Here is a 12,785-nt window from a genome sequence, read left to right as displayed (position 1 = left end):
GGGAATGACCCTTCCCCTGTCAAATAGAGAAAACAGGGGAGCGGGTACCCTGAGCGACTGACCTCAGGCCGACGATAGCGAGAGGCTCCCAAAGAGGAGGAACACGGAATGGATGAAGTAAAAGGAACCGATGAAATCCCCAGGGAGAGCGAAGGAGCGGGAGCGACACTTACCCTTGCGGCAAATTTCCTGTCCCCGGAAAATATTCTGCAATGGCTTACCTACCCTCTTTTCCCCGAGGTGCCAGGCCACATTACCGTGTCATTCATCGCTTTCGGTGAGATACCCCTCCTTTTCTGCACAAAGGGCATGGTCCTGCGCCTCCCCGCTGTTGAAGGCGAGGCTTATCAGTTAAAGGGGCAGACCGCACCCTTCAACACGAACCTCGCCATAAGAAAGGATGCCGAAGGATATTTCTTCAAAGGGATCCTCCTCGGTGAGACGGCAGATTACTCGATCAGGAAGGAGGGCCGTTCCTTCGCGGTAGTGGGCGATACAGGCAAATTCCGCACGAATTACCGGATAACTTCCATGGAGGAAGGCTTTGACCTGGAAGGCGACACGGGACAGTATAATTCCAAGGTGCTCATCACTCCTGAAGGCAAGGGCTATGCCGTCAGGGGCCTCCTGGAGAGCAAGAAGATCGATCTCTCCCTCTTCGAGGAAGAAGGGAAATACCATTACCAGGGCACTGTCGAAGGCGCCTCCCACGATATTGTCGTGGAGCAGGAGACACCGTCGATCATCAATGTCTCAGGGCCGCAGTGCTCACTGAGAACAGAGTTCCAGATCATGGGAGAGAATAACGAAGTGAGGATTACGGGCGCTTTCAGGGGCGTGAAGGGGCATCTCACGGTAACTCTGGAAGAAGTCATCATCCACGTGGCCGGCGGCTTTGACACCTCCCGCGTGGGGTACAGCATCACGAAGGCCTGACGGCAGTTTTCCTGAAGAGAGCGTGCAATTCCCTGGACCGGAGCTTTCTGTGGTAGGTAACGGCGAAGCGGTGCGATTCATCGCGCATGTGCTGCATGAGGTGCAGGAGCCGGGAGTCTTTTGGAAGGATAAGGGGCGTATCTCCGGGGGAGCGGTAAAGCTCCTCGTTTTTTTTTGCAAGGGACACCAGGGGTATCTCCAGGGCCATCTCCTCAAAAAGCGACATTCCCATTGAGAGCTGGCCCTTTCCGCCGTCAAGGAGCACCAGGTCGGGGAGGCTCGCTTTCCAGGCTTCCTTGCCGTCAGCCCCGTCTTTGACGGTGAAGCGCCTCTCGAGCAGCTCCCTCATCATGGCCACGTCATCGGGAGTCTCCTTGCATCGTATCCTGAAATGCCTGTAAGAGGCCTTGTCAGGGCCCCCTCTGGTGAAGACCACCATTGAGCCTGTGGCGAATTTGCCCGAAATGTTGGATATGTCATAGGTCTCAATACGCAGTGGCAGGGACGGGAGCCCCAGAAGCTCCTTGAGCTCCTCCAGGAGCGCGAGCCGCTCACTGCTCTTTTTCAGGGCTGTCGCCTTCTCCATCTGCAGGTGCTCCACGGCATTCTCGCGTGCCATCGCCAGGATTTCCGCGCTTTTTCCGCCGGGAGCCTGAACAATGCGGACTTTTCTTCCCGCGCCGGCGGTGAGCCACTCCTCAAGAAGGTCATGCTCCGTCACAGCGGTATCCATGTGGATTTCCGGCGCCGGAGAAGTGCCACGGCCATAATAATGGAGGATGAAGATCCTGGCCAACTCTTCGTCGGGTGAGTCCTCCGGGGCTGAGAAGATGAAATAATGCTCGTCCATCAGCCGTCCCTCCCGCACGAGGAGCACCTCGGCGCAGACATTTTTCCCCATGGAGCTGAAGGCGATATAGTCGCGATCCAGGGTTTTTGCAAACAGGACCTTGCGGTTTGCTTCCACTTTTTCAATTGAGCGGATGTGGGACAGGATGAGGGTGCATTTTTCATAGTGGAGCAGCCTTGACTCCTCGTCCATCTGGCGGTACAGGCTCCTGAGCAGCCTGGAGGAATGGCCTGAGAGAAACATCATGGCTTTTTCCACCTGCCTGCCGTAAGCTCCGGCGCTTATCAGGCCGGCACAGGGACCGCTGCACTGGTGGATCTGGTAGTTGAGACAGGGCCTCTGCCTCTTCGGACTGTGGTCCTTGCAGGAGCGTATAAGGAAATTTTTCCTCAGCACCGTGAGGACTTTCCGCACTGCCCCTGAATCGGTGTAAGGGCCGAAGACCCTGTTTCTTTTCCCCGTCTTTTTCCTTACGAGGTGCACCCGCGGGAAGTCATCATCGAAGGTCACCTCGATGAGGGGATAACGCTTGTCGTCCTTGAGCCTCACGTTGAAATGGGGCCTGTATTTCTTTATCAGGGTGTATTCCAGTATGAGGGCCTCAAGCTCATTTCTGGTGACAATGAAGTCCAGGTCTCTTATCTGCCTCACCAGATAGGAGATCCGGGGAGCATGATCCCTTGACTCCTGAAAATAAGAGGATACGCGGTTTTTCAGTGATTTTGCCTTGCCCACGTAGATGACGGCGCTGTCCTTGTCTTTCATCAGATACACGCCGCTCGAATCGGGCAGATTACTGAGCTTCAGCGTCAAGGCGTCGGAGATCTCTTCCATGGCACGTCTCAGGATCTGCAGGTTTCTTTGAGCTTCGCCTTGATGATGGTAAGGGCTTTCTGCAGCTGCAGATCGCCTGTGCCTCCCACCTTGTCGGGATTCATTTCCACCTGCACATCAGGTATTATCCCCTTCTTGTTGATATCGGTGCCTTTAGGCGTGAGGTACTTTGCAATGGTGTACTTGAGGGCGCCGCCGTCACGGAGCTCATGAATGGACTGCACGCTTCCCTTGCCGAAGGTCCTCACTCCCACAAGTATCCCTGTGTTGGTGTCCTTGATGGCCCCCGCCGTGATCTCCGCGGCGCTTGCCGAGAGGTCATTTACCAGGACCACCATAGGCATCGTGATCTGCTCGTAGCCATAGGCCTTATGGACTTCGGAGCGGCCTGTCCTGTGGTTCACCACTGACACGACAAGGGTTCCGCTCTGAAGTATCTTGCTGCATACATCAATGGCCGCCGATATATACCCGCCCCCGTTGTTTCTCAGATCGAGTATGAGTCCCTTGCCCCCCTGGGTCCTGACCTGCTCCAGGGCCTTGGCGAACTCACCGTCAGTCTCATTGCCAAAAAACCTTATTCTTACATACCCGATATTCCCAGGCTTCATTTCCGAAGTGACGCTCGACACATGGATAAAGTCGCGCTTCATGCGGTAGTCTTTGAGGGCGCCGCCTTTCCGCTCTATGGTGAGAACAAGGGTCGATCCCACTTCCCCCCTGATTCTCTGGGCTGCCACCTCGAGATCAATGCCCTTTGTGGAGAGGCCGTTGATTTTCTTTATGATGTCACCGGGTTTCAAACCTGCCTTCTCTGCAGGGCTCCCCTCGATGGGCTCCACCACCGTGAGCTGGTTCCCGCTCTTCTTGGAGAGCTCTATGTAAACGCCGGCGCCGCCATAATTCCCGCCGCTCATCTGCTCGTTCAGCAGGCTGTACTCCTTCGGTTCGAGGGCCACCGAGTAAGGATCACCCAGGGCATCCATCATCCCGATGAGGGCCCCGTAAGCCAGGTCAGCCTCCTTGACCTTTCCCCCGTAGAGTGCAAGAAGCTGTGAGTAAGTCTTTTTCAGTGTATTGAGCTGCTCCTTTTCATTTGTTCCCTGGGGGAGGGGCTTTATCATATCGGTCTTGAGCTTGTGCGAGGCCACCCTCTTCCTGAGGCCTTCAAGTGCACCGCTTAACAGCTTCCGTGAATTGATGTCATCGATGTACTCTTCCTTGAGCATCTGGAGGGCCTTGTCCACCACGGTGATATCTACCTGGAATACCGATTCCAGGTCATTTTCTCCCATGGAGACAGTGATCTTCGATGCCTGGGTGCTGGCGGCATTCACCAGTGGTTTTGAGGGCGCCACCCCTTTGGTGTCGCCGGGCGAGCTGAGCCTTGTCCCCACGAGAAATCCTGTGACTCCCACGAGGAGCCACAGGAGAAAAAACATGAGCTTTCGTTTCACGGGCTGTCAGGCCTCCTTCTGCTCCCGGCCGGGCTGGCCGTCAGAGCAGGTCATGTAGGTCAAATATGACGGTCTTTTCGCCATCACCGCTGTCAATGGTTACCCTGTCATAGAACTGCCCCTTTTCAAAGACAAGCACGTTCTTTTTTATCCTGGCCTTCTCGCCGTATACTTTCCTGAGGTAGGAATACTGCTCCTCAAGGTTTCTCACATGGATGGAGTCCTTGTAGACGCTCCTGTCGAGGCGCTCAAGCTCCTTCTTTTTCATCTCCTCGAGAAGGAAGGCTTTAGCCGCTTCAAGCTGCGGATCCTTCTCACTGGTTGCGGTCTTCTCTTCGATGAGCCTGTCGGGAGATATGCCAATCTTGTTGATGTTCCTCTTGTTCGGCGTCACGTAGTGGGCCGTCGTGAGCTTGATGGCCGAGCCGTTCGGCATGGGGTATATCTTCTGGACGCTGGCCTTGCCGAAAGTCTTTGTCCCCATCACGACGCCGGCATGGTGATCCTGGAGGGCTCCCGCAGTGATCTCCGATGCGCTGGCGCTGTACTTGTTGACCAGGTTCACCAGCGGCGCCTTGGTCCTTATGTTCGGTATGCTCTGGTAGGGGATATCGGGCACTCCCTTCTTGATAATGGTGACGACGTTGCTGCCCGTGGAGAGGAACTCGCTGCACACGTTGAGAGCGGCATTGACATAGCCCCCTCCATTATTCCTCAGGTCCAGGATATAGGCCCTGGCCCCCTTCTTCTCAAGGTCCTCAAGGGCGGCTTTCATCTCGTGACTCGTGTTGTCGCCGAAAATCATCAGCTTGATATAGCCGACATTGTTGTCCAGCATCTTGGAGCTGAGGGAGCGCACCCTTATGGTATCGCGGACCACCTCGATATCAAAAGGCTCCTTCACGCCGCTCCTCTGCACGGTGAGCACCGCTTTTGATCCCACATCGCCCCTCAGCAGTTTCTGTGCATCCTCAATCTTCAAGCCCTTGGTGGATTTTCCGTTCACCTTGAGGATGAGGTCCCCCGACTTGAGGCCTGCCTTGTGCCCCGGTGTGCCTTCGATAGTCTCGACCACGGTGAGCTGGTTCCCTTTATCCTTGTCCATTTCTATATAGATCCCTATTCCCCCGAAGCTCCCGCCCTTCATCTGCTCCATCAGGCTTGCGTATTCCTTGGGATCAAGAAAGACCGAGTAGGGATCGTTGAGGGTTTTGAGCATCCCCTTTATGGTATAATATGAAAGCTGCTCCTTTGCTCCCGGCGCGGCCTTGGTGAGAGCTTTCCTGTAGATCTCGTTGAATTTTGCCACTGCCTGCTTATAGGGAAGGTTCCCCGGAATGTCCTTGACGAAGGCACTGTCCTTTTTCTGTTTCTTGAAGTAGGCCCTTATGCCTTCAAGTCCGCCGTTTATCAGGTCAATCTGCTTGATGTGCTTCACATACTCGTTGTTCACAAGCGTGAAGATCTCATCGATTGACTCGAGGCTCACTCCCTTCTCTTCTTTGATGGCGCCGATCACTTCCTTTGCAGCGGCGCTGCTGTGGAGCAGAATAGCTGCCAGGACCAGGGAAAGCAGAACTAAGCGAATTCCAGATCTCTTCTTCATTTAAACCTCCATATCTTGTAAGCCAGGGGCTTCAGGGCTCCCCGGGATTTATCTGTTTTCTGCACTTCACGCTCTACTATTGTAACAGAAGAGGCCGCATCATTTCAAGATGTTTTCAAAGTTTTCCTCTCGGGTCTATGGGCACGCCGTTCTGCCTTATCTCAAAATGGAGGTGCGGTCCCGTGCTCATCCCCGTGCTCCCCACCGAAGCGATAAGAGAGCCCTGTGAGACTTTCTGCCTCTTCACCACGTAAAGAGTGGAGCAGTGGGCGTAGAGTGACGAGTAGCCTCCTCCGTGGTCGATGATAACGGCGTTCCCATAACCGCCGTACCAGCCTGAATATATGACTATCCCGCTGGCTGCGGAGACAACAGGGGTTCCGTAGAGAGCGCCGATATCTATCCCGGAATGAAAGATGACAATTCCACGGATTGGATGCATCCTGTACCCGAAAGCCGAGGTGAGAAAGCCTTTCGCAGGCCAGATGTACCTCGCCTCGCTTCTGATGGGCCCCTCCTTCGTGTTGTTCTGGTTCATGGCCTGCTCTTCTCTTATGAGGCCTTCAAGCTGGGATTCAAGCTCCTTGGTGAGCAGCTCCATTTCATAGACATTGTTTGCAATCTGGTTGCGCTGTAGACTGACCTCGGCCAGGATCCCGCTTCTTGTGTTCCTGAGGCCCTGGAGGGAATATTGTTTTTTTCGCTGCTCCTTCTCCATTGCCACGAGCTCGCTCTCGAGCTCCTCGAGCCGGGCCTGTTCATTGCTGAGCTTTTTCTTTTCGGCCTTGAATTCGGCAATCATCTCCGTGTCTGCCTTTACAATCCTCTGGAAAAACTCGACCCTGTTGATGAAGTCGCTGAAATTTTCAGATTCCAGGATCACCGAGAAATAGTTTATCTCCCTGTTGGTATAGATATCCCTGAGCCGGAGCAGGAGATGCTTCTGTTTTGAATCGAGGCGGTCCCGGAGCACTTTGATCCTGGCCCGGAGCACTGCAATCTCATCGGTGACTCTCACCCTCCGGTCATTCAAGTTCCTTATGGCCTCTTCAACGCTCCATAGGTTGGTCTCCGTTGTCTGGAGCTGCGCCGACAGGTCTCTTTCCCTTCCATTCATCACCGAAAGGCGGAATTTTTCATAGTGGAGGCGGCCCTGGCTCTGCTGGATGAGCTTTTTCTTCACATCCATCTTCATTCTGAGGGTCCTCAGGTGCTCCCCTTTATTCTTTACCTCTCCCTCGCCATGAGAGGCCGAAGTGGCAAGCAGGAACAGCAGGGCCGCCGCCACGGTGACGTGACAGGGGCGCTTCAGTTTTTGGGCGAGATGGTTCATGAAGCCTGCCATTATTGCAACCTGAGGAACTTGTTCACCGAGATGAGGCTCCCTGCGGCTCCCACAATGAAGCCCGTTCCCAGCAGCGTGAGGGTGACCAGGGCAATGAGGGAGTGGGCAGGGACCATGATAAGGAAAGGAAGTGCCATATGCACTTTGGGGATCAGATACCCGTATGCCACCTTGAGGAGGATGACGGAGATAAGAGAGCCTATGACTCCCTGGAGCACCCCTTCCAGGATGAAAGGCCAGCGGATAAACCAGTTCGCTGCGCCCACAAGCTGCATGATGGATATCTCCTTGCGCCGAGCAAAGACTGTTATTCTTATGGTGTTGCTCACGATGAAGATGGTGGATATGAGCAGGGCGCTCACAATGATGATGCCCACCCAGTGAACGGCCTTGTTGATTGATATGAGCTTGCTGGTGATGTTTTCACCATATCTTACCTTCTCTATTCCGGGGTAATGCCGGATAAGCGATGCCACGTGGGGGATCTTGCCGGGCTCACTGACAGTGATCTCGAAAGAGTTGGGAAGAGGATTCTTGCCTATCTCGGAGAGCTCAAGCTGGTTTTTAAGCTTCTCCCTGAGTTTTTTCAGGGCCTCGTCCTTGGGAATATAGGTGATGGTGGAGACACCGGCCGTCGTCTCGAGGGAGCTCTTGAGAACCTTGATCTGCCTCTCGTTGAAGTCGTCGGAGATATAGACCACGATCTGGAGCTGTTTTACCAGGTTTTCGCTCCAATAGTTCAGGTTCATCACTATTATTATAAAAAAGCCGAGCATCAGCGAGAGAATCAGTACAGTGGATATGGAAGCCGCGCTCATCAGCACGTTTCTTTTCATATTGATATATACTTCCCTGAAGAAGTAAGAGAAATTGGACATCGGTCACTTCTCCTGTTGCGCTTCACCCACGATGGGAAAGTAAGAGCCCCTCTCCTGGTCCACGGAGATCCTGCCCTTTGAGAGAACCACTACTCTTTTTTTCATCAAGTCAACTACCTCGCGGTTATGGGTCGCCATGAGGACCGTCGTTGCCTGCTGGTTGATCCTGTGCAGGAGCTGCATGATTTCCCATGAAGACTCGGGATCCAGGTTTCCCGTGGGTTCATCGGCAAGAAGGATGAGGGGGGAGTTCACAAGAGCCCTTGCAAGGGACGTGCGCTGCTGTTCGCCTCCCGAGAGCTCGCCGGGGAACCTTTTTGCCTTCCCTTCAAGGTTTACAAGCTCGAGCACCTTGTGGACCCTTGGCGCTATCTCTTTGCCCTTTGTTCCCGTCACTTCAAGGGCATAGGCCACATTCTCATACACTGTCTTCTGGGGGATGAGCTTGAAATCCTGAAAGACCACTCCAAGCATTCTCCGCAGGTAAGGCACTTCACGCCTCTTCATGTCGGTGATGTCCCTGTCATTGACATAGATGTCCCCCGAGGACGGCACCACTTCGCGGTAAATGAGCTTCAGGAGGCTTGATTTCCCTGAGCCGGTGGACCCCACGAGGAAGATGAACTCGCCCTTTTCCACGTAAAGGTTGATATCTGAAAGTGCCTGGACCCCGTTGCGGTAAACAAGGTTGATGTTGTGCATTTCTATCATTGAGAATGATCGCTCCAGGGAGTTGACAGTGAGAGAATCCAGGCTCTCCACCGCGGGGGCGGTGCCCTCAGCCGATCAGGACCGTGGGCTTCCCTCTCATCTTGGAGGCTCCGGAAAATGCATGAAATATTGATTCCATATCCTGGAAGTCAGCCTCCTCGATGTGCCATCCCAGGGTGAACCAGTTGTGGATGATATCTCCCCTGTAATGTCCCTGCGGTATTCTGAGGACGGTGACAATGTTCTGAAGCTGGGCGAGCGCCGTGGAATATATTATTTCCAGGAACCTTGCCTCAGAGAGGCTGTCAAGGACGGCATAGACCTTGAACTCCGCCTGGATGGTTCTTGCCCAGAGGGCTATCCCGTTGGCTATTGTCATCGCCATGTCAGGCGAAGAGGCGATGATGTCGGCGCCCGGCGTATCGACAATAAGGTTCTGATCACCTCCATATATGCGCGACAGCAGAGTATTTGCCTGGTTCCATCCAAAATATTCCATCTCGGCAAGAACGGCGCACTGACTTGCTGTCTGCGGGCCTTTTGTGGTGACCACCCGGTCCCTTCCCTCCCAGCGGGAGTCAAAGGGCCTGTGCTGAAGCTCATGATAATAAAGAAGCGTGAAGAGATTGATGGATCCGGAATCAGCCAGTCTCCTGTAATCAGGAAAACAGTATTCCATTTTCTTGGTGATCTCCGCTGCTTTCCTGGCAACGTCACCCATAATGCTCTTCTTGGTAAGAACCATAAGAATAACCCTCCATCGACTCCACTGATTTTTAAACTGCAGATCACGATTCATGAGAGACAGGTTCCCCGCTATGCTTCCTCCAAAGCCCTCGCGGGAAAGCCTTCGATCAGTTTCCCTGCAAGCTCGGCAGTCTTGAGCGCTTTCTCCCGAAGCAGCCCGCTTGAGAGACCGAGCTTTTTCCTGAGCACTTCCCTCCCTTCATTAAGTTCACCTACAAGCTCGATAATACCTTCTGCGTTTACCTCATCGAGAGGAATGCAGGGAATCTCAATCAGCTCGGAAAAAATCTTCACTTTCGGGTCATAGACTATGCCGATCATCGGTATGTTCTGCGTGCAGCCGAAGATCAGCGAGTGAAGACGCATCCCGATGATTAGGTCCATGGTGCCCATAAGACCCAGGAGCTCTTCCGGGGTATAACTCCCCCTTACAAGGTGGGCTTTTCTCTTCATTGCCCCCCTTGCCTTCTCACAGACTTCCATATCCTGTGATATCTGGAAGGGTATGAAGACTATCTCGGCATTGTACAGCTCGATAAGCCTGTCTGCAAGCTCGGCCATTATGGCGGTGTAGTCCACGGCAGACTTCCAGGGTCTTATTGAAATGGCGATTTTCATCGACGATCCCACGGGAAGGCTTTCCTCCCTGGTAATTTCATCTATCCTGGCCTGAGGCGACGGCTCAAGGGCAAGTACCGGGTCCGCGGTGACCACGATGGGAGGCTTTTTCACCCCCATCCTGATGAGCTCCTCTTTGGACTCGCGGTCCCGCACGGTGATGAGATCTGCCTTGTCGGAGATCCAGCGGGTGTACCATTTTCCCCTGTCGGTGTTCACCGGCCCGATGCCCTGGGCATAGTACATCACCTTCTTGCCCATGAGCTTGGCAAGCATCACCATTCCCAGGTAATACTGAATGGTGCTCACCCCTGTCACATCCTGTATGAGTCCGCCTCCGCCGCTGATGAAAAGATCGCATCCCAGCATCGCCCTGAGGAGGTGGAGATAATCCTTTCTCAGCACGGGGATTACAGTGAAGCTGGAAGGGGTGGCAGGCATCTTCTGCACAATAACTTTTATCGAGAGCTCGGGCACAAACCTGTTGAGCGCTTTTATCATTGATGAGAGAATTGCCTCATCTCCCATATTGCCGAAGCCGTAATAGCCCGATATAAGAACGCTCTTGCCCTGTCTGCCCATAGAAAAGGTTATTTTACGTCATCATGTTTTTTCCTCCCGGAATTCATGGCGAAAAAGGAATTATCAAATGAGTTAAGAATAAGTAATATTTTATGGGGGGATGCCCCCCGTGAACTGATCTCTGGCAGGAAGTCAAAGAGGAGGAGACATGAGGAAAGTTCTTCTTGTGATAGCGGTAATGATAGTCTTTGGATTTTTCCTGGTATGGCTGAGCGGGTGCGAGGAAACAGCCCAGTCCAAGCCCAACGCCCCCATCGCCCAGCAGATAAATTTTGTCGGTGACAGCAGCACTCGGATTTATCACATGCCGAAATGCAAAAAATGTCCCCATGAGAGCCAGATAGTCCCCCTGGATTCCCCACTTTCAGCGACACAGGCAGGATTCAAGCCTTGCAAGTACTGCAAGCCTCCCCATGAGGACTTGCCGGAAGGGATGCCAAAACCTCAGCAGAACCGTTAACGGTGCGGTTACCAGGGGCGGACCACGATTTTTGTGATATTCTCCGAGCCGGGAAGCATGCCTTCAAGCTGTTTCCAGTTTTTTCCGCTGTCACCTGACACATAGATGTTCCTGAAAAGAGTCTCCGTGCCCGACATCTCCATGGTGCTGTGCCCCAGGTAATAGACTTTACTTGAGTTTGCGGGATTGACTGCAAAAGCCCGTATTTCTTCCTTGTGGGCGATGGTGGTCCAGGAGTCGCCGCCATTGCTGCTCCTTCTCAGGAAGCCGAAGCCGCCCTCCTTCTCGTCCACTGACAGCATGTAAGCCACGTCAGGGTTGCCCTGGCAGTAAAGTATTTTTTCAGACTTGATCCAGTCTTTTTTCGTAATTTTTTTCTCCCACCAGGTTCTTCCCCCGTCATTGCTCCTGTAGAGGCCTTCGGATGTAGAGAGAAAGATCTCATCGCTCCTGGACGGGCTCACTGCCATATCCCTTATGTTGATGGCCCGCGGGAGGCCGGAAGTGATGGACTGCCAGGTGAGGCCGTTGTCCAGGCTCCTGTAAATCTTGCTGTTGTTGCAGAGATAAATCTTGTTCCTGGCGCTGAATGCCGCGATACAGCAGATTCCTTTCGCCGGGAGAGCCAGGGATTTCCAGGATCTGCCCCTGTTGGGCGAGTAGTAGAGGCCGCGGGGCTCTACCGCATAGATTGAGGAGCTGTCATCGTTGCTTACGGTAATAAGATTGACGGAAGCGGGCTTCCCCGAGGGGTGGAGCCTCTCCCAGTTGATTCCTGAATCGGCGCTCTTCATGAGGGCATTCCCTGAGGCGACATACATGACGCGGTTCCTTGCGTCAATGGCTATATCGTTATAATGGAGAGGGAAATCGCTCTCTATGTAAAGGCAGTCCCAGGAAGCGCCTCCGTCGGCGCTGAAATAGACCTGGTCAGTCGTGAGGGATAAAAGGTAATCATGACCTTCCGCAGGGGAAGGAAAGGTTATCCACGAGAGCAGTATCAGCGCCGCGATAAACAGCCTGTATTTCATCTTGTGACTGATTTATCCTTAACGGTTTCCTCCAGGATTCATTCCTTGCGTGTACTGGCCCGGCCTCTGGCCCTGCCCGTACCCCTGCTGGCCGCCCTGCATGCCGCCCTGTTGCCCGCCCGGACCCATCATGCCGCCCTGCTGGCCGCCGGGGTCCTGCATGCCGCCCTGCTGTCCGCCGGGGCCCATCATGCCGCCCTGTTGTCCGCCGGGACCCATTCCGGGCCCGCCCTGGCCCTGCTGTCCGCCCTGCATCATGCCGCCCTGCTGTCCGCCGGGGCCCATTCCGGGTCCGCCCTGGCCCTGCTGTCCGCCCTGCATCATGCCGCCCTGTTGTCCGCCGGGCCCCATCATGCCGCCCTGCTGTCCGCCCTGCATCATGCCGCCCTGCTGTCCGCCGGGGCCCATCATGCCGCCCTGCTGTCCGCCGGGGCCCATCATGCCGCCCTGCTGCCCGCCGGGGCCCATCATGCCGCCCTGCTGTCCACCCTGATATTGAGGATATCCGCCGCCCTGCTGGGTGTTCGTCTTCTTTTTCCCCGTCTTGCCGCCCTGGTATGTCGGGTATCCACCGCTCTTCTGTCCGCCCTGGGACCTGTTACCCTGCTGTCCGCCCTGCATCATGCCGCCCTGCTGTCCGCCCTGCATCATGCCGCCCTGCTGTCCGCCGGGGCCCATCATGCCGCCCTGCTGGCCGCCCTGCATCATACCGCCCTGCTGGCCGCCCTGC

12 protein-coding genes are annotated in these 12,785 nt (G+C 54.5%); 2 read left to right on the top strand and 10 right to left on the bottom strand.

Annotated features, from left to right (window positions below; genetic code table 11):
• Positions 1-108: 108 nt before the first annotated feature.
• Positions 109-936, top strand: coding sequence for a hypothetical protein (locus tag RDV48_06760; protein MDQ7822480.1), 828 nt, complete (start codon positions 109-111; stop codon positions 934-936).
• Here RDV48_06760 and uvrC read toward each other — a convergent pair.
• From uvrC to csaB, 8 genes are all read right to left on the bottom strand, one after another.
• Positions 923-2,620 carry an excinuclease ABC subunit UvrC gene (uvrC, locus tag RDV48_06755; GenBank protein ID MDQ7822479.1) on the bottom strand — a complete coding sequence of 566 codons (1,698 nt, stop codon included), beginning with the start codon at positions 2,618-2,620 and terminating at the stop codon, positions 923-925. The two genes, RDV48_06760 and uvrC, sit on opposite strands and share 14 nt — an antisense overlap.
• Before the next feature lie 8 nt (positions 2,621-2,628).
• Positions 2,629-4,077 (bottom strand): S41 family peptidase, encoded by a 1,449-nt coding sequence (locus RDV48_06750; GenBank protein ID MDQ7822478.1) that lies wholly within the window; start codon positions 4,075-4,077, stop codon positions 2,629-2,631.
• Between the two features lie 40 nt (positions 4,078-4,117).
• On the bottom strand, positions 4,118-5,683 hold the full coding sequence (locus RDV48_06745; protein ID MDQ7822477.1) for a S41 family peptidase: 1,566 nt from the start codon (positions 5,681-5,683) through the stop codon (positions 4,118-4,120).
• A gap of 115 nt (positions 5,684-5,798) precedes the next feature.
• Positions 5,799-7,028, bottom strand: coding sequence for a peptidoglycan DD-metalloendopeptidase family protein (locus tag RDV48_06740; protein ID MDQ7822476.1), 1,230 nt, complete (start codon positions 7,026-7,028; stop codon positions 5,799-5,801).
• On the bottom strand, positions 7,028-7,906 hold the full coding sequence (gene ftsX / locus RDV48_06735; GenBank protein MDQ7822475.1) for a permease-like cell division protein FtsX: 879 nt from the start codon (positions 7,904-7,906) through the stop codon (positions 7,028-7,030). Before ftsX ends, RDV48_06740 begins: the two co-directional genes overlap by 1 nt.
• A gap of 3 nt (positions 7,907-7,909) precedes the next feature.
• Entirely contained in the window at positions 7,910-8,617 is a 708-nt protein-coding gene (gene ftsE / locus RDV48_06730; GenBank protein ID MDQ7822474.1) for a cell division ATP-binding protein FtsE, read from the bottom strand.
• 67 nt (positions 8,618-8,684) lie between these two features.
• Entirely contained in the window at positions 8,685-9,362 is a 678-nt protein-coding gene (locus RDV48_06725; GenBank protein MDQ7822473.1) for a hypothetical protein, read from the bottom strand.
• 71 nt (positions 9,363-9,433) lie between these two features.
• Positions 9,434-10,564 (bottom strand): polysaccharide pyruvyl transferase CsaB, encoded by a 1,131-nt coding sequence (gene csaB, locus RDV48_06720; protein ID MDQ7822472.1) that lies wholly within the window; start codon positions 10,562-10,564, stop codon positions 9,434-9,436.
• A 148-nt stretch (positions 10,565-10,712) separates the two neighbouring features.
• Between csaB and RDV48_06715 the strand changes: the two genes are divergently transcribed.
• Positions 10,713-11,024, top strand: a complete 312-nt coding sequence (locus tag RDV48_06715) for an Ada metal-binding domain-containing protein (protein MDQ7822471.1) — start codon at positions 10,713-10,715, stop codon at positions 11,022-11,024.
• An 8-nt stretch (positions 11,025-11,032) separates the two neighbouring features.
• Here RDV48_06715 and RDV48_06710 read toward each other — a convergent pair whose 3' ends face one another.
• On the bottom strand, positions 11,033-12,055 hold the full coding sequence (locus tag RDV48_06710) for a YCF48-related protein (GenBank protein ID MDQ7822470.1): 1,023 nt from the start codon (positions 12,053-12,055) through the stop codon (positions 11,033-11,035).
• 18 nt (positions 12,056-12,073) lie between these two features.
• Positions 12,074-12,785: hypothetical protein (locus RDV48_06705; protein ID MDQ7822469.1), on the bottom strand; the 712-nt coding region annotated here is incomplete at its 5' end.

Source organism: Candidatus Eremiobacterota bacterium (genome assembly GCA_031082125.1).
Lineage (GTDB): Bacteria > Vulcanimicrobiota > CADAWZ01 > CADAWZ01 > Ess09-12 > Ess09-12.
Note: the sequence above shows the minus strand (reverse complement) of the source record. Positions and strands in the feature narration are given on the sequence as shown.

Coding starts and splice junctions, on each gene's coding strand:
- RDV48_06710 (MDQ7822470.1), bottom strand. CDS start 12,055: ATGAAATACAGGCTGTTTATCGCGGCGCTGATACTGCTCTCGTGGATA.
- ftsX (MDQ7822475.1), bottom strand. CDS start 7,906: ATGTCCAATTTCTCTTACTTCTTCAGGGAAGTATATATCAATATGAAA.
- RDV48_06725 (MDQ7822473.1), bottom strand. CDS start 9,362: ATGGTTCTTACCAAGAAGAGCATTATGGGTGACGTTGCCAGGAAAGCA.
- RDV48_06745 (MDQ7822477.1), bottom strand. CDS start 5,683: ATGAAGAAGAGATCTGGAATTCGCTTAGTTCTGCTTTCCCTGGTCCTG.
- RDV48_06760 (MDQ7822480.1), top strand. CDS start 109: ATGGATGAAGTAAAAGGAACCGATGAAATCCCCAGGGAGAGCGAAGGA.
- csaB (MDQ7822472.1), bottom strand. CDS start 10,564: ATGGGCAGACAGGGCAAGAGCGTTCTTATATCGGGCTATTACGGCTTC.
- RDV48_06740 (MDQ7822476.1), bottom strand. CDS start 7,028: ATGGCAGGCTTCATGAACCATCTCGCCCAAAAACTGAAGCGCCCCTGT.
- ftsE (MDQ7822474.1), bottom strand. CDS start 8,617: ATGATAGAAATGCACAACATCAACCTTGTTTACCGCAACGGGGTCCAG.
- uvrC (MDQ7822479.1), bottom strand. CDS start 2,620: ATGGAAGAGATCTCCGACGCCTTGACGCTGAAGCTCAGTAATCTGCCC.
- RDV48_06715 (MDQ7822471.1), top strand. CDS start 10,713: ATGAGGAAAGTTCTTCTTGTGATAGCGGTAATGATAGTCTTTGGATTT.